Here is a 16,644-nt window from a genome sequence, read left to right as displayed (position 1 = left end):
ACGCCTACTCCTCAATCGGTGGAAATTGCGCGGCGAGCCACGCCTGCCATGCTGCTTCCGTCGGCGGCGCTGCGGCAGATGCCTGCTCGCCGTAGAAAAAGAAGCGGAAGGTCAGGAAGACCTTGTCGCCCATGGCATGCGCCATGATGTGCGCCAACCCGGGCGCAGGCGACGCATCAAGGCGGATCAGAAATTCCTCGGGCAGTGCGACATCCCCAATCCGCTCCACCACGCCGGCGAATGGTGGCGCATCTGCCGCCGCGCGCACGTGGTCACCGACACGGCTACCGTCGAGGCCGAGTTGGCGCACGAGGGCCTTCCACACCGCCGATTTCGGTGGAGCCGCCATGCCCATGAGCTGGAACGCGACGCAGCGCTGGCTAGCGAAATGAGCCAGGTAGAGCCGCAGGATGCGAAAGAACGCAGCCCAGCCGTCGGTGTGGCCCTCGAACTGATCATCCCAGTCGTCGGTACTGGCGAACCAGCTATGGACGACGCGCACGACACAGGTGCCGCCTGCGCGCGCTTCGACGGTCCATTGCGTCGCGATGGTACCGGGCCCCTCCGTGGTCTCGACCACGAAACGATGCGGTGGTTCCCACACCGTGATCTTGGCAACGGAGTCCATGCTGTTGCCCGACCCGAAATGGGAAACGGCCGTACCGCCTTCGCGCTCTTCGACATCCGTCGGCACGAACCAGGCCGATATCCCAGGGCCCGTCGCGATCGCGTTCCACACCGCCTCCGGCGTGCCGGGCACCTCGGCCTGCGCCTCGACCGACCGGCGGCCAGATGGCTCCTTCTTCACAGGCATCACGTAACCTTTCTGCTGGATCCGCCCGGCGTGGGATGCGCCACCACGATCAGGCGATGCGGCCGACCGTCCGGCGCGGATGCAGCGTGATAGCGCGCCGCCAGCGCCGTGACGGCTTGCGTGAGATCACGCGTGAAAGCAGCGCGGTCGGCAGCCGACGCGAAACGGATTTCGGTATCGATCGACAGGGTCGCCAGGCGCTTGTCGGCCGCCCGGGCGCGGCGCCACAGGTCGCCGACCTCGCGCACGATGCGTGCCGCCAGCGCGATCGCGTAACTCGCCGACAAGCGGTCGGCATTGCGCTTGGGGTCGGCGGCAGCAGGCCCCAATGCCTCGGGTGACACCACGTAGGATGCGGCCGACGCCACCAGCAGGCGCTCCGTCAGCCCGCCCCACTGCCGCTCCTCGGCAACATGCACCAGCTCATGCGCTTCGAGCGTGCGCAGGTGATAGTTGACCTTCTGCCGGGCCATGCCCAGCCGCGCCGCCAATGCCGCAGCCGATGCCGGCGCCGCCAGTTCCGCCAGCAGGCGCGCCCGCACCGGTTCGAGCGCAACCGCCGCGGCTGCCGGATCTGCGATGACATCGACGTCGATCATGGCTCGACCTTACATTGACAAATTTTTTTGTCAATGCGCCAACAAGGCCCCTGGCGCGGCGATCAACGCGTTCGAGGGCGATATTTTCGCAGGCCGCCTGGCGCCTCAGAACCTGACGGTGAGGTTGGCGCGGATGCCGTGGTCGCTGACGCCCGAGCCGATCTGTCCGTTGTAGTGGCGCAGGCCGACGGCGATGTTGCCGGTCAGGGCGACCTGGGCACCGGCATCTGTGGCGGCAATCACGTGCATTGATTCGGCACGGGCGGCCTCACGGCGCATGCGTGATCAGGGATGTCGTTCGTCCATAGGGGCGGCCCAGGGAATAGATGCCGCCGCGGCGATAGGGAAAGACGCGGTAGCAGGCGCCGTCATTGTAGAGCAGCAGGGCGCCGAGCTTTTCCGTCACGATATCGGCATGGAGCTCAACCGGGCTGCCGTAGCGCATCTCGGGCAGCGCGCGCGGCGAGCCCAGCACCTGATCCTTGCCGACGTACAGAACCCTGGTGCGATCGCTGGGATCGATGTAGGCCGTCACATACTCCCTGAAGACGTGGGCGCGGCCGAACAATTCCACAGGCCGGCCCAGGTTGTCGAAGCCCTGGCTTTTCAGCGAATCGATGTGACGCACCGCCATGGTCACCAGCGGATCGAAAGCCACCCGCTCGCCGGCCGTGTAGCGGCCCTGCCACCGGCTCTCGTCGAGCACGTTGCGGCGCAGGATGTCGAGCACACTTTCAGGCGGCAATTCAGGGGCGTCGGGCGGCGGATCATCGCTGTCCGGCACTCTGCCCTTGGCCCCCGCCAGCGCCTCCATGCGCGCGAGCATGCGGCCGCCGGGGTCGACGAAGCCGCTGGTCTGCCCGGGAAAGTGCTTGCTCTCGAAGCGCGAGATCGCGCTGTAGAGCGCGTCGCTGGCCATGCCGTCCACCATCCGGCCGTTGATCTTGCCGGTCAGGCTCCCGCCGGTACCGCCGTCGCTGACCGCAATGCGGTTCAGCAGGTCGATCACCGTTTGCTGGTCTTTGATCCAGTTCTGACAGTGGCGGCCGCCCTGGCGTGTGTGGCGTCCGACGCGGCCTTGCAGTGGCATTGCGGTCTCCCCCCGGCCCCAAAAATGGGCGCACACTCATATTAGAGGAACCGGAAGCCCTCCGGGCATGAGTTCTCCCTATCGCGGCGATCAGGGAAACTTTGAGTGCATGCGGCGGACAGGTCATCACCCGCGACGCCCGCGCTGATGGGCATTGCGGATCTGGTCGGGGGCGCAGGACGCGCGGTCTCGCCGCGTCACTCCGACGCGACGATCAGCGCATGTCAGGGCGATATTTCCGCAGGCCATCGAAGAAGGTGCGGATCTCGCCGGCCGCGACATCGGGACGTTCCGCATGCACGTAGTGGCCTGCATCGACGAACGCGAGACTGTGGTCTGTCCAGTAGTCGCCGAGGCGATCGGACCAGTCCGGCGGAATCAAGGGATCGCGGCGGCCCCACAGCAATCGCGTGGGGACAGAGATGGGTGGTTGCGGCGGCAGCTTGCCTTCCAGCCAGAGGCGTCGGGTCGCGGCGGAACTCAGGTACCAGTCGAACCCGCCCTGAATGTTGCCGGGCTTCATGAAGTTGTCGACGTACGCTTCCAGCAGATCGGCGAACACCGCCGGATTATCGCCCGACCAGTGATCGAGGAAATGCCGGAAGTACAGGCGACAGGCATGCCTGGAACTGCCGACAAGTTCGGCGGCCCAGGGCAATTGCTGGAAGTACTGGTACCAGACCTCGATGAGATGCCCCGGTTGTCCATAGCGATGCCCGAGACCTGGGTACGGCGTGCAGAAGTAGAAGCTTCCTACAAGACGCTCGGGCGCACGGTGCGACATCGCCTGGATGACGTAGGCGCCAAGATCACCGCCCACGACGCCGAAGCGCTGGATACCCAGCGCTTCCATGAGGCCGAACATGTCTGCCGCGTGCCGGTCCGCCGTCGCGGTCGGGTCCGGCTGGGCGAAGGGCTTGCCGGTATCGCCACAGCCCCGAAGATCGGGTGCGATGAGTTCGAAATCGTTTCCGAGCCTCTCCATGATCGGACGCCAGACCAGCCAGAACTCGGGCCAGCCGTGCAGCAGCAGAAGCGGCCTGCCCCGCCCATGACGCGCGACGTTGAAGCGCAAGCCGTCGACGGGCACGCGCTCCTGCCTGATCCCTGCCGCTTCCGCCGCGGCAAAGGCTTGCTCCAGGGCTGACATCGGTTCCTCCGCAACCTCGACCGCGGCAAGCTCCGACAGACAGGCATGCTCGTCCAATACGGTCTCGATACGATTGCAGACGCCCGGCCTATGGTCGCGCGCGCACCACTTTCGTCGCGCCAGTGCCGCCGATATCGTGCGGCATGGAACTGCGCCATCTTCGCTATTTCGTCGCCGTCGCCGAGGAGCTGAGCTTCACCCGCGCCGCCGAACGCCTGCACATAGCCCAACCGCCGCTCAGTCAGCAGATCAGGCAACTCGAGGAGGAGCTTGGCGTTACGCTGCTCCAGCGCGGCGCGCGTCCCATCGGATTGACCGATGCCGGACAGGTGCTGCTGGCGCGATCGCGCACGATCCTGGCCGATCTGGCGGCGGCGGTTGACGAGACGCGCCGCACAGGCCGCGGCCTGACGGGAAAGCTGTCGATCGGCTTCGCCGGCTCGGCGATGTATGTCTTCCTTCCGGACGTCATCAACGCGTATCGCGAAGCGTGTCCAAACGTCGAACTGGCCCTGCACGAGATGCTCGCGTCCGAGATCGCCGAAGCCCTGCAGGACCGCCGGATCGATGTCGGGTTCGCCCGCCCGCAATTGCCGCCGCATGCCCGCGTGGCGCAGAAGCTTCTGTTGGAAGAGCCGTATCTCGCGGCGCTACCCCAACGGCACGGACTCGCGCGGCGTCGGCGCGTCGCTCTTGCCGACCTCGCCGATGAGCCGTTTGTCCTCTATCCGTCGAACCCGGGCCCGAGCGTGACGGAACGCATCGTCGCGGCGTGCCAGGCGTCGGGATTCACACCGCGCATCGTGCAGGAAGTCATGCATTTGCAAACGGCGGTCAGCCTGGTGGCGGCCCGTGTCGGGATCTCCCTCGTGCCGCAAGCCGCCGCCCGCGGCCATGCACGGCGCGGCGTGACCTTCATTCCCCTCTCCCCGCCCGCGCCGACGGCACCTCTTACCGTCGTCTGGCGCGAAGACGACGTTTCACCGCCGCTACGGCGCTTCCTTGACGTGATCGATGCGGAGCGCGCAAGGATGAGCGGCTGACGCCTCAGTGCTGCCGCAGCCAGGCCTCGCGGCGGCACAAGGCATCGGTCGGCGGGATCGCCGGTTCGGGATCGTCCAGGCCTGATGTCGCCGTGGCGATGAGTCGCCTGACATCGCGCACCGAGGCCGACAGCGAACGGCCGGCCCCACGATAGGCCTGCTGTACATCGTCGTCGGTCGCGGCCTGGATTTCCGCGTCCAGGGTGTCGAGGAGACGGCGCAACTCGGCCGGTGGCTGCCATTTGCGCATGGGGGGCTCCTTCATGGAACGCTCCACGACAATCCGGCGCGCAGCAACGCCCGCCGCATCCGCTTGCGCGCCGAGTCGTATTCGCGTTCCGACAGGCCATAGGCGCGGCAGATCTCGCTCGCCGTCAGGCCCTCGGCCAGGCCGGCGATGATCTTCAGCGCCACCTGATCGGCGCTGAAGAGCCGATGAATGGCGGTCAACGCCTGGGCTGCAGCCAGCACGCGCTCGGCATCGGGCGGCGCTGTGGCGGCATCATCACCGACATCGGATACGTCCCCGTCATGGACAACCCAGGCCAGTTCGCGGCGCACGCGCCGCCAGTGCTCGTCGCAGATGCTGCGCATGACGCCCGACAGGAAGGCCAGCAGCGGCACGTCGGGCGGCCACGGCCGTACCCCGTTCAGGGCGCGCACGATCGCCTCGTTCAGGATATCGACCCAACCCAGGCCGCCGGGCAACCCGCGGCTCCATAATCGGGCCAGCGCCTTCAGCCGCGCCAGCTCGGCATTCGACAGCGATCGCAGGGCGCGCGCGATATCGCGCGCCGGTGCGTCGGGGGCACCAACGTCCCAACGGATCCGGACTGTCGAGCGTTCCATCATGGCAGTATGCGCTTGCCAGGGGTCCACGCGGACAGGGTGACACAATTTTTTCTGCCGTGTCCGCCCCTGCCCCGGTCGACCGCACTGCTTGGAGACGCCACTCCGCACAAAGAGGGACCCATGCAGGACGACACGACGGCGCTGCGCCGGTGGTATGCCGAGGGACTGCGGCTCACGGCCCCGATCCGGCGCAACCCGGCCATCGTCGATGCCTTCGCCGCGGTACCGCGCGAGCACTTCCTGGGACCGGGACCATGGCAGATCATGCCGGACAAGCGGCCCGACGATCCCTTCACGACGCCGGACGACCAGCCGCATTGGCTCTATCACGACGTGCTGGTCGCCATCGACCCGGCGCGCCGCCTCAACAACGGCATGCCGAGCTTCTGGGCACACAATCTCGATCACCTCGACCTGGAGCGCGGCGAGCGCGTGATGCAGGTCGGCGCCGGTACTGGCTACTACACCGCGGTGCTGGCCGCGATCGTCGGGCCTGTCGGTCGAGTCGTGGCGGTCGAGTACGATCCCGATCTTGCGGCACGGGCAGCAGCGAACCTCGCGCCCTGGCCACAGGTCACGGTCGTCGCGGGCGACGGACGCAGGCATGACCCGGGTGAGGTCGATGCCGTCGTGGTGTTCGCGGGCTCCACCCATCCCTCGCCGTTCTGGATCGACCGCCTTGCCGAGGGCGGCCGGTTGCTGATGCCGCTCACAGGCGAGAACTGGCTGGGATTCATGCTGCGTGTCATCCGCCGCGGCGAAGCCTACACGGCTGACGCCATCAGCGGCGTCGGCATTTTCCACTGCGCCGGCGGGCGCAATGCTGAAGCCGCCATCCGCCTGCAACAGGCGTTGGAGCCGCGCGAGGCACCGTCCGTCCCCTGGCAGCGCCGCGAAATCCCGATCCGGGCCCTGCACCGCGGTGCGCCCACGGCAGATGTTGCCGCCCGGGTCTGGTACCACGGTCCCGGTTTCTGGCTCGAACGCAAGGAACGGTAGCAGCCGCCCACTTCAAGGCGGGGTTGACACGCCAGTGGCACCAGACCGTGCGCACGAAATCAAACGCCCTCAACCTAAAGGTTGACGCGCGCAATCGGCGTGTCATGCAGCATGCGCCTTCCGTTCGGGACTGACATCGATTGTGGGGGGCTCGACATGACCCATCACGGTCCAGGCATCCCCTGGCGCCGCCGCGTGCTCGTGATCCTCGCGGCGATGGCGCTGCTGTGCGGTCAGCCCGCCCCCGCGCCGGCCCAGGACAGGCGCGACGACTATCTCAGCACGCCGGGCGCGGCGAGCAACGCCGTTGCGCGCCTGGTCAAGGAGATCGGCCACACGCCGGCGGTCTCGCGCATCACCATCGAGCCGCACAAGATCACGCTCCTGGTCCAGGGCCGCCGGCTGCCGCATGACGTCGATGCCTGGACGGTGACGCGCCAGCGGATCCTGCTGATCGATCGCGAGTCGGTCAGCGGCCCGACGCCGTCACACACCGACACCATCGTTGCCGAGGCGGAGGGCGGCTTCTTCCCGCTGCGCGACGTGGCGCTGGCCGACGTCACCAGCGTCATCGCCAACGCGATCCGGCGCGTGGGACTTGAAGAACCGGGCCAGGTGGAGCGCGTCATCATCGACCGGCGCATCGCGATCATGCCGAAACCCGCTTACGACGAGGTGCGCTGGACCATCCCCGTCACCAGCGGCCGTGAGAGCGCCACCGCCTTCGCCGATGCCGGCGGGCGAATCGTCGGCCTCGACCTGTCGCAGACCAACCGCGCGCGGCGACTCGACCTGCTGGCGCAGGACGATTGGCCGATGGCGCAGGCGCGGGATGACCTACTGGCGGTCATCGGTCCCGGTGCGGTCGTGCATGAGGTGCGCGTATACAACACCTACCTCTTCGTCGTGGCCGACCATCCGACGAACCCGGGGATGAGGCGCGACTATTCCTGGAATCTGTCCGGCGTGAAGCGCGGCATCGTCGACACGCCCCGGGTCGATTCGCAGATGCGCGGCACCGCGCCGTTCAGCCTGTCGGCGCTGGACTACACGAAGCTGCCGCAGATCAAGGCTGCGGCGCGAACCGCGCTCGGCATGCAGGACAGCAAGATCACGTTCATCAAGGCCGAGAAACCAACCACGGGCGCCCGGCAGACCGATGTGCGCTGGGCCGTCGAAATCGGCGCCGACAGGAGCGAGCGCGGCGTGGCGATGATCAGCACGTCTGCCCAGGTGCTTGAGGCCATCCTGCCGCCCAGCCGCCGGCCGGTCGAGCCCTGGCTCGCGCCCGCCACGATCCAGAAGACGCTGTCGCGGATCGGGGCCGAGTTCGGCCCGAAAGCGCGGTTCCACGAGATCTTCATCAACCATTCGTCGGCACGGATCATGGTCGAGGATCCTCAGGCGCCGGGCACGATGGTGAACCTGATGATGAACGTCGAGACGATCCGACGCGAAGGCCCGCCCATCATGCCCTGGGACAAGCGGCCCGAACCGACCCGGGTCTTCACCCTCGACGAACTGGCGCCGCTGACCACGGAGCGCTTGGCCGAGTTCACGCCACGCGCCCTGCGGCGGCTGAAGCTCGATGGCGGGGCGGTCGTGCGCTACACGATCGCGCGCGGTGACAACCGGATGATCGCGCGCTCGCCGCGCGGCATCCCCGTCGTGGAGGTGCGCGCCGAAAAGGACGGCCGCCAGGGCCGGGTGGTCTTCGATATCCTGGGCGCCGAGATCGACGTCGTCATGCCCTGAACGATTCCACCGCGCCTGGGAGCAACCCGTCTCCTGCGGTAGGCGGAAGCCCATGCTTCGCAGCATGGGCTTGTTGGACTATATCGGGCACGGATGACCGTAGAGGATCCCCGTGCCCGACCAGACGCCTGCTTCAAATCCGCTGAGAACGCTGTATCCGCCGATCGAGCCCTACGACCACGGCCATCTCGATGTCGGTGATGGCCATCGCGTCTATTGGGAGCTCTGCGGCAACCCGCAAGGCATTCCCGCCGTCTTCCTGCATGGCGGACCCGGCGGCGGCTGCGCGCCCGACCATCGCCGGCTGTTCGACCCGGCGCGCTATCGCGTGCTGCTGTTCGATCAACGCGGTTGCGGGCGTTCGACACCGCACGCCGGCCTGGAGGCCAACACGACCTGGCATCTCGTCGCCGACATCGAGCGGCTGCGCACGATGATCGGCGCCGACCGCTGGCTGGTGTTCGGCGGCTCGTGGGGCTCGACCCTGGCGCTGGCCTATGCGGAAACCCATCCCGAGCGCACCAGCGCGCTGGTGCTGCGCGGCATCTTCGCGCTGCGCCGGGCGGAACTGCACTGGTACTACCAGGAAGGTGCCTCCTGGCTGGTCCCCGACACATGGGAGCGTTTCCTGGCGCCGATCCCGCCCGACGAGCGCGGTGATCTCATGGCGGCCTATCACCGGCGGCTGACGCATCCCGACCGCGCCGTGCAACTCGAAGCGGCCAAGGCCTGGAGCCTGTGGGAAGGCGAGACGGTGCACCTGTTGCCGGACCCGGACATCAGCCGTGAATTCGGCGAGGACCTGTTCGCACTGGCCTTCGCGCGCATTGAGAACCACTACTTCGTGAACGCGGGCTTTTTCGAAGAGGGCCAGCTGCTGCGCGACGCGACGCGCCTGCGCAATATCCCGGGCGTGATCGTGCAGGGTCGCTACGATCTCGCGACACCGATGAAGACCGCGTGGGACCTGCACCGCGCCTGGCCGGAGGCTGCGTTCCACATCGTACCCGACGCCGGTCACGCCTTCAACGAACCCGGCATTCTGCACCACCTGATCGAGGCGACGGACCACTTCGCCGCGACGCTGTCGTAACGACTGTCATCCCGAGCGCAGCGAGGGATCTTTCTATGCAGGCGCACCCTGCGTCACTTGCAGAAGATCCCTCGCTGCGCTCGGGATGACAGGTGGTGCTAAGCCAGCACGCGCTGCGCAGCGACGAGCGCCCGGCGGGCGCGCTCGAGCGGATCCATCTTCTGCGCGATCGGCACTTCCAGGCTGATGGGAATATCCGGGGGCAACGCCTGCAGCAGGCCGCGCAGATCGAGGCCGCCGTCGCCGGGAAACAGCCGGTCGCCGCGCGCCTGCCGGATCAGTTCGGCCCGATCGGTGGGGCACGCTGCCGGCGCATCGCACAGCTGCATGTAGTGCAGCCAGGACCGCGGCAAGGCGGCAACCTCCGCCAGGCTGTTGTCGGCGCGAAAGAAGTGGATGGCATCGAGAAGGACGCCACTGTTGGCGGCACCGCCGGCTGTCACGATGCGCCGGGCCGTCGCCACGGTGGCGACATCCGTCCACGGCATCGGCTCCAGGCAGGCGTTGAGGCCGTATCGCGCGGCCAAGGTGCCGAGCTGCGCGAAACTGTCGGCCAGCCGCGCCTCCTGCGGATCGTTGCCCGCCACCAGGATGTGCTGCGCACCCAGCCGCGCGGCGGTCGCCAGGGCCGACTCGAAGTCGGCGATGCGCACCTCGGGCGTCAGCCGGAAGATCTCGACGTCCAGCACCTTGATGCCGGTGTCGACCAGGCGCCGCTCGAGTTCGCGCACCATCGGCGTATCGCCGATAACGGGATGACGGACCTCCTCCGGCGTGGCCGGTATCAGGCGCAAGCCGACATGGCTGTAGCCGGCCGCGGCTGCGGTCTCGATTTGCTCGGGCGGCGCAACGTCCAGCACTGTCAGCGCCGCCAGTCCGATCGCTCTCGTCACGCGATTGTCCATGCGCACAACCAAGGTGCCGCTACAATCGACGTTGACACCGCGACTGTCCACCTTATCCGCTACGACGGTTGCCACGGGTTGCGTTGCAACGGATCGTGCCCTGGAAAACTCGGGCGAGACGCCCCGCCCCCAGGTTGACCGGAATCCCGCTCTACCATCGTGCGCCCGGTCGCCATGCCGGATTGGTCCGCTGCGCTTGGAGCTGTGCTTGTCGTTGCAGGTCGCCAACATGCTGCTGCATGATCTCAACAAAGGTCTGCAGAGCGAATTGCAGTCGATAGTGGGTCACCTGCAGCACGATGTTGCTGTCAGCGGCCGTCAACGGTCCGGCGGATGCTTGCAACTGGCGCGCGCGGCGAATGAGTTCGGGAGTGACCTCCCATTCCGCGGCACCCGCCGGTCTCGCCGTGAGCATCAGCGCATCAACGATCAGTGACGCTGACGCCAGCACGGAGAAGCACGACAGGAGCGTGCCGGCCGACCGACTCGCCAGGCGCACCCACTGGCCGTTCTTGAACACCATCGTTTCAACCTCGGCCGCCGCAATTTCCGGTGCGGCCTTCAGGGCTTGCATCGCCTCGGGTGACAGTTTGGCCGTCTCTTCGATGACCTCGGCGGCAACCTGCACCTCGCGCGCGGTCTTCGCCAGGCGACGTTCCTGCAGGACGGACTGGGTCGTTTTGGCGATGGCCTGCACCTGCATCGGTGACTTGCCGAGGAGATCCTTCAGAACGACACCGATGGCCTTCGCGGTCTTCAGCTTGCCGTCAAGCTCGGACTGGGCCTGGGCCGCCCGCATCAACCAGATCTTGGCTTGCGGGGGCATATTGGCGAACGGATCCATTGTGTCCTCAGGTGTTCATCCCCGGCGATGGGCGGCAAGCTTGCCGTTCCGGGCGAGACAAGGCACGGCGTGCGGGACGACAGATGGATATCTGGCTCGGTCCCATGCGCAACGCCAACGCTGTCTCGGCACTATTTACACTGCGCTGCAGGCCTCACCAGAGAAGAAGCTTTGTGCGTCATAGCCAAATGGAATGACGATCGGTTGCGCGCGGACTCGACGTGCGGACGACCTCGGAAGGAAGAGGTACACGGATCACGGGCAGCGCAAACGACTCAGTTGTCGCGCGCCACGCGGAAGCCGACCATGAAGTTGCGCACGCCGATCGTGTAGCGGACGCGGGTTGCCGACCGCGTGACCCAGGCGTTGGTGAACCACGAACCGCCACGGGCGACGCGGCGCGAGCAGTCGCCACCCTCCTCCCACGACCGGCCATCCGCTGGCGCCTGTTCATAGCCGACATGCCAGCAGTCCGATGTCCACTGCAGCACGTTGCCCAGCATGTCGTTCAGTCCCCACTGATTGGGCGCAAACGCGTCCACCGGCGATGTGTAGGCGTGCTCATCGGCACAGGGAAAGACGTGCTGATGGCGTGGCACCTCCAGCGTGCTGGCAATCGTCTGGTCGAGCACGTTGGCATGGCGGCAGGCTTCGGTGCGGCCATCGCCCCAGAAGCGCGCCGTCGTGGTGCCGGCGCGCGCCGCGTACTCCCACTCCGCCTCCGTCGGCAGCCGATAGGATCTGCCGGTCGTGCGCTTCAGCCACGCCATATAGGCCCGCGCATCCTCCGACGAGACGCAGACCACGGGATGGCGGTCCGTCTGCGCGTAACCGGGATTGCGCCAAGAACGGTTGCCGGTGTCCTGCCACTTGTCACCCCAGGCGCCGATCACGCAGGACGTGCCGGTCTGATGCCCGGTCGCGGCCACGAATGCAGCGAATTCGCCGCGGGTCACGGGGTATTTGCCGAGCGCGAAGGGCGCGGCGAGCGTAACCCGGTGCTGCGGCATGGCGTATTCCCGCGACCCCGGCGGTACGCCCTCGCGCTCGTTCTCGGCCGGCGTCGAGCCCATCAGGAACGTCCCGGCCGGCACCATGACGATCTCTGGGCACTGCTCGCAGTCGCGGAAGGCCTGGCCGCGCGGCCGCGCAGCCTCCCTGGCCTTCTCCGCCGCCACCTTGCGCGCTACTTCCTCCTCGGCTTCCTTGCGCGCCCTCTCATCGGCGTCCTTGCGGGCCTTGGCATCCCGCTCGGCCTGCTCGCGCGCGGCAGCCTCGGCCCGCGCCTTGTCACGCGCCGCGGCTTCGGTGCGCGCCTTGTCGGCTGCTGCCTTGCGCGCCGTCGCCGCCGCCGCTTCCTTCGCCCTCGCCTCCGCATCGATCTTCGCCTTTGCAGCGGCCGCTTCGCGCTCCCGCTGTGCGGCGCGGTCTTCGATCACCCACCAGGCGCCGGCGCCACCGGCCGTGCATAACGCGATCGCGGCGACCGCCGGCCACAGCCATCGCCGCCGTCGCGGTGGCGTTCCTGCGCCGTCGACGCGCCGCGTCTGGGCGTGATCGCGCAGCTCGCGCGACGTCGGCGTCACGCCGGCAAACACGGGCCGCCATTGCGCGATCGCCTGTGGCCGCTCATCGGCCTTCAGCCGTAACCCAGCGTCGATGGCCGCCAGCAGGCTGGGCGCGTAGTGACCGCGCCCCACCGTGAGGGCCGGCACCAGCGTATCGTCCATCATGCGGTCGAGCGCGTTGGGCGGCGGCGCGCCGGCGATGCAGTGGTAGAGCGTACCGGCGAGCCCGTAGACGTCAGTCCACGGTCCTTGCGGCGCCGAGCCCATCTGCTCGATGGCGGCGTAGCCCGGCGTATAGACGGCGGTCATTGCCTGAGTGCGGTCCTGCAACGCCACGCGCGCGGCGCCGAAATCGATCAGCGCCGGCGCCCCCTCGGTATCGATCAGGATATTGGCCGGCTTGATGTCGCGATGCAGGAAGCCGGCGCGGTGCACCTGCTCCAGCCCATCGAGCAGCGGATAGAGCAGACGCTCGATGGTCGGCTGCGTCAGGCGCCCGTCGCGCCGCAGGCGGGCCTCGAGCGTCTCGCCCGGCACCAGCGCCATCACCATGTAGGCCGTGCCGTTGGCCTCCAGGAAATCGTGCACGCTCACGATGCCGGCGGCGCGCTCCAGCCGCGCCAGCGTCTTGGCCTCGGCCAGGAAGCGCTCGCGGCCCCAACGGAAGTCTTCGGCCTGGTGCGTCGAATGCGGCAGCACCGTCAGGTCGGGCTGGCGCGCCGCCATGCTGGTGGGCAGGAATTCCTTGATCGCGATTTCGCGGTCGAGCTGCGTATCGAGCGCGCGATAGGTAATGCCGAAGCCGCCCACGCCCAGCAGGGCCGTCACCGTGTACTTGCCGATGCGGCTGCCGGTCGGCAACGCGATCGTGTTGCCGCCAGCCGAGGCCTCGGCCTGCCCGGATGCCGATCCGCTGCTGCCTTGCGTCAAGCCGCGTCCCCCTGGCGCCGCCTCCCGCCTCCCCGCGAGATGACCGCGTCCGCGACATAAACTGTCCGCTGACGGAACGGCGAAAGCAAGCCCGATGCGCGGGCTATGGCGATGCTTCAGTTGTCGCGGGCGACGCGGAAGCCGACATTGGTGGTACGAACGCCCACGGCATGGCTTCCCCGCGCGGCGAAGCGGGCCGCCCAGGCATTGGTCTGCCAGCTGCCGCCACGGACAGCACGGCGCGAGCAGTCGCCACCCTCCACCCACGACTGGCCATCAACCGGCGCATCGCGATAGCCGGGATGCCAGCAGTCGGATGTCAGCTGGTACACGTTGCCCAGCATGTCGTGCAGGCCCCAGGCGTTGGCGGCAAAAGCGCCCACCGGCGAGGTGTAGACGTGCTCATCGCTGCAGGGAAAGACGTTGCGGTCCCCGCCGATATCGCCGTCCAGCATCTTGGCGATCGTGAAATCGAAGACATTGGCGTAGCGGCAGGTATCGGCACGGCTGTCGCCGCCGATTCGGGCGGTCGTGCTGCCGGCCCGCGCGGCATATTCCCATTCGGCCTCGGTCGGCAGCCGGTACGGCTTGCCGGATACCTTGGCCAGCCATGCCACGTAGGCCCGGGCGTCATCGGCCGACACACATACCACCGGATGGCGGTCGCTTTGCGCGAAGCCCGGCTTGCGCCAGTTCCGCCCGGTCGTGTCCGCCTCGCCAGCGGCGTTGATCAGGCAGGCATTGCCGGTCTGATGGCCGGTGGCCGCCACGAACGCGGCGAACTCGCCGCGGGTGACCGGGTATTTGCCCAGCGCGAACGGCGTGACGATGATCACGCGATGCGCCGGCGCCGTACTGTCCCGCGCGACAGGTGGTACACCCTCGCGATCATCCTCGGCCGGCGTCGAGCCCATCATGAACGCGCCGACCGGGATCGTCACGACCTCCGGGCATTGGGCGCAATCGCGGACAGCCTCGCCCCGCGGCCGTGCCGCGTCGCGCATCTTCTCCGCCGCCGCCGTGTCGGCCGCCACTGTGTGCATCACGGCGTCAGAGCGTGTCCGATCGGGCAGCGGGCGCGTGCCGGAGGCCACCTCGCGCGCTCTTACCTGCGCGTCGGTCTTCGCCCTGACCGCCGCCGCCTCCCGCTCCTGCTGCGCGGTGCGTTCCTCGATCATCCACCAGGCGCCAGCGCCGCCGGCCAGGCACACGACCGCGGCGGCGACGGCCGCCCACAACCAGCGCCGCCGCGATGAGGGCACCGGAGCGACCACGCGCTGTGCCAGAGCCTCCTCGCGCACCGCACGCAACACCGCCCGGCCGCCGGCCGCGGTTTCAGCCTGCCGCGATGACGGTCCGTTGCCGACGTCCACCCCAGGATCCCCCTGGCGCCGCCATCGTCTCGTCCCCTCGGGATGACGGCGCCGCGCTCGATACGCCGAGAGTCCGCCCCCGGACGGGCGAAAGCAAGCCGAGAACCTACCGGATCCGGTGATTACAGGTCCGCCGTGCGCACCAACTCTCGGCGCATGACGCGCGCGGGGCCGAAGCGGGTGCTGTGCTCGCCGGCCGGCTCAAAGCCGCAGGCACTGTAGAACCCCTGCGCCTCCGGCGCCGCGATGACCGACAGCACCCGCGCCCCTTCGGCCGCAGCCAGGCGTTCTGCCGCCTGGACCAGCAGGCGGCCGATGCCCTGCCGGCCGTGTCCGGGATCGACGAACAGCCCGTCGAGTTCCGACTCGCCGTCCGGCCCGGGCAGCACGACGCTGAACCCCAGGACGACACCCCGTTGTTCGGCCACGAAAACGCGCCCCGTCGCGATCTGCTCGATCGGCAGCTCGATGGCGTCGGGATGCGCCAGCAGCGATTCGCGATAGGCGTCCCACATCAGGGCGGCACGCCGCTGCAGATCCTCCAGCAGCTGCCGCTCATCGGGGCGCGCGCAGCGAATGACGACATCGTTTACCATCCGATACGCCCTACGCCATCCGGCCGGGCTAGGCCAGCAGTTCGACCACCCGTCGCTGATCGGCGCGTGGCGGCAGCGCCGGCTGTGGCGCCGGCGTCTTGATCGCGCAGGTCATCAGATAAACCCGATGGCGGCTGCGGAACTTCGCGAACTTGCGGCTGCCCTCGATGGCGGCATAGTTCTCAAGAGCCCGACGCAGCAGGATCCGGTACAGCCATGGCACCCGGGTGCGGATCAGCTGCCGGCGCCGCACGCTGTCCTGCCGGCACGCCGCGATGACATGATCGGTGATATCGTTGAACGTCGCATCGAAGCCGGCATCGCGCAGTGCCTGCGTCGTGCCCGGCACGTCCCTGGCGCGACGCGTGTCGCAATAGAGGAATGCGCCGCCAGGCCGCAGCACGCGATGCGCTTCGCGGAAGAAGGCCGCGTAATCGCCGTAGTCGTTCGAGGCCTCGACATTGACCACCACGTCGAAGGAGCGATCGGCAAACGGCAACGACAGCGCCGAGTCGCACACGAAACTGATGTTGGCGATGTCGCCGTGCGCCGCGCGACAGGCGCGCACGGCATTTTCGGCGTGATCCAGGCCGACCGCGCGCACCGATCCCGGCCAGCCACGCACCAGGTGCGCGAGCCCACCGCCACGCCCGCAGCTCACCTCCAGCAGGTCGGTATGCACCCGCAGGCGTCCGCGAGCGCGCAGCCGCTTGAAGAGCTCGCTGTACATCTGCAGCTGGTACTGCTCCGGTCCATCCACCTCTGCCGGGGCAAAGCCATAGTTGTTGGTCGTCACGTCACCCCAGTCCAGGCCGTAGATCCGTTCCCACAACTGATCACGCTCGATACCGCGCGTCTTGCGTCGCGCTTTCAAGACCAATCGGACAATGCGCGCCGCCTGGACTACCGCGACGGCGATCACGGCTACCGCGATGGCGACCATAACAATCAGAACATCGGACACGCTGACGACTCCACCCAGAGCGCGACCCGTCGCGGACGGGACCAGAGGTGCGGCACTCTGGTGCGGCGA

Annotated in this window: 17 protein-coding genes; 4 read left to right on the top strand and 13 right to left on the bottom strand. The window is 68.0% G+C overall.

Annotated elements, in window-relative coordinates:
• Positions 1-4: 4 nt before the first annotated feature.
• The 5 genes from FQU96_RS13795 to FQU96_RS13780 form a co-directional block, all read right to left on the bottom strand.
• On the bottom strand, positions 5-814 hold the full coding sequence (locus FQU96_RS13795) for an SRPBCC domain-containing protein (RefSeq protein ID WP_146541849.1): 810 nt from the start codon (positions 812-814) through the stop codon (positions 5-7).
• Positions 814-1,413 carry a helix-turn-helix domain-containing protein gene (locus tag FQU96_RS13790; RefSeq protein ID WP_146541848.1) on the bottom strand — a complete coding sequence of 200 codons (600 nt, stop codon included), beginning with the start codon at positions 1,411-1,413 and terminating at the stop codon, positions 814-816. Before FQU96_RS13790 ends, FQU96_RS13795 begins: the two co-directional genes overlap by 1 nt.
• Positions 1,414-1,518: 105 nt before the next feature.
• A complete protein-coding gene (locus tag FQU96_RS42195; RefSeq protein WP_178130496.1) occupies positions 1,519-1,656 on the bottom strand; it encodes a hypothetical protein in 138 nt (45 codons plus the stop codon).
• A gap of 25 nt (positions 1,657-1,681) precedes the next feature.
• Complete coding sequence (locus tag FQU96_RS13785) at positions 1,682-2,503, bottom strand: hypothetical protein (RefSeq protein ID WP_146541847.1); 822 nt, start codon at positions 2,501-2,503, stop codon at positions 1,682-1,684.
• A 214-nt stretch (positions 2,504-2,717) separates the two neighbouring features.
• Positions 2,718-3,653 carry an alpha/beta fold hydrolase gene (locus FQU96_RS13780; RefSeq protein WP_146541846.1) on the bottom strand — a complete coding sequence of 312 codons (936 nt, stop codon included), beginning with the start codon at positions 3,651-3,653 and terminating at the stop codon, positions 2,718-2,720.
• A gap of 143 nt (positions 3,654-3,796) precedes the next feature.
• Between FQU96_RS13780 and FQU96_RS13775 the strand changes: the two genes are divergently transcribed.
• Positions 3,797-4,696, top strand: coding sequence for a LysR substrate-binding domain-containing protein (locus FQU96_RS13775; RefSeq protein ID WP_146541845.1), 900 nt, complete (start codon positions 3,797-3,799; stop codon positions 4,694-4,696).
• Positions 4,697-4,700: 4 nt separating this feature from the next.
• On the opposite strand, the gene FQU96_RS13770 is transcribed toward FQU96_RS13775, so the two are convergent.
• Both FQU96_RS13770 and FQU96_RS13765 read right to left on the bottom strand, forming a co-directional pair.
• The gene (locus tag FQU96_RS13770; RefSeq protein ID WP_146541844.1) at positions 4,701-4,961 is read right to left on the bottom strand and encodes a hypothetical protein; all 261 of its coding nucleotides are present in this window, start codon (positions 4,959-4,961) and stop codon (positions 4,701-4,703) included.
• Entirely contained in the window at positions 4,958-5,548 is a 591-nt protein-coding gene (locus FQU96_RS13765; protein WP_255468063.1) for an RNA polymerase sigma factor, read from the bottom strand. The genes FQU96_RS13770 and FQU96_RS13765 overlap by 4 nt, the downstream gene beginning before the upstream one ends.
• Before the next feature lie 120 nt (positions 5,549-5,668).
• On the opposite strand from FQU96_RS13765, the gene FQU96_RS13760 reads away from it, so the two are divergent.
• From FQU96_RS13760 to pip, 3 genes are all read left to right on the top strand, one after another.
• Positions 5,669-6,547, top strand: coding sequence for a protein-L-isoaspartate O-methyltransferase (locus tag FQU96_RS13760; protein WP_146541843.1), 879 nt, complete (start codon positions 5,669-5,671; stop codon positions 6,545-6,547).
• Between the two features lie 156 nt (positions 6,548-6,703).
• Entirely contained in the window at positions 6,704-8,302 is a 1,599-nt protein-coding gene (locus FQU96_RS13755) for a hypothetical protein (RefSeq protein ID WP_146541842.1), read from the top strand.
• Between the two features lie 112 nt (positions 8,303-8,414).
• Positions 8,415-9,395 carry a prolyl aminopeptidase gene (gene pip / locus FQU96_RS13750; RefSeq protein ID WP_255468060.1) on the top strand — a complete coding sequence of 327 codons (981 nt, stop codon included), beginning with the start codon at positions 8,415-8,417 and terminating at the stop codon, positions 9,393-9,395.
• Positions 9,396-9,493: 98 nt separating this feature from the next.
• Here the strand turns inward: pip and FQU96_RS13745 are convergent, their stop codons facing one another.
• The 6 genes from FQU96_RS13745 to FQU96_RS13720 form a co-directional block, all read right to left on the bottom strand.
• The gene (locus FQU96_RS13745) at positions 9,494-10,288 is read right to left on the bottom strand and encodes a sugar phosphate isomerase/epimerase (protein WP_255468058.1); all 795 of its coding nucleotides are present in this window, start codon (positions 10,286-10,288) and stop codon (positions 9,494-9,496) included.
• 163 nt (positions 10,289-10,451) lie between these two features.
• Positions 10,452-11,144, bottom strand: coding sequence for a hypothetical protein (locus tag FQU96_RS13740; protein WP_146541840.1), 693 nt, complete (start codon positions 11,142-11,144; stop codon positions 10,452-10,454).
• 275 nt (positions 11,145-11,419) lie between these two features.
• A complete protein-coding gene (locus FQU96_RS13735) occupies positions 11,420-13,642 on the bottom strand; it encodes a bifunctional serine/threonine-protein kinase/formylglycine-generating enzyme family protein (RefSeq protein ID WP_178130495.1) in 2,223 nt (740 codons plus the stop codon).
• A 116-nt stretch (positions 13,643-13,758) separates the two neighbouring features.
• Complete coding sequence (locus FQU96_RS13730; protein ID WP_146541838.1) at positions 13,759-15,015, bottom strand: formylglycine-generating enzyme family protein; 1,257 nt, start codon at positions 15,013-15,015, stop codon at positions 13,759-13,761.
• Positions 15,016-15,137: 122 nt separating this feature from the next.
• On the bottom strand, positions 15,138-15,611 hold the full coding sequence (locus FQU96_RS13725; protein WP_146541837.1) for a GNAT family N-acetyltransferase: 474 nt from the start codon (positions 15,609-15,611) through the stop codon (positions 15,138-15,140).
• Positions 15,612-15,639: 28 nt separating this feature from the next.
• A complete protein-coding gene (locus FQU96_RS13720; RefSeq protein WP_146541836.1) occupies positions 15,640-16,575 on the bottom strand; it encodes a class I SAM-dependent methyltransferase in 936 nt (311 codons plus the stop codon).
• Between the last annotated feature and the right edge of the window lie 69 nt (positions 16,576-16,644).

It is taken from the genome of Reyranella sp. CPCC 100927, assembly GCF_007859315.1.
Taxonomy (GTDB): domain Bacteria; phylum Pseudomonadota; class Alphaproteobacteria; order Reyranellales; family Reyranellaceae; genus Vineibacter.
Note: the sequence above shows the minus strand (reverse complement) of the source record. Positions and strands in the feature narration are given on the sequence as shown.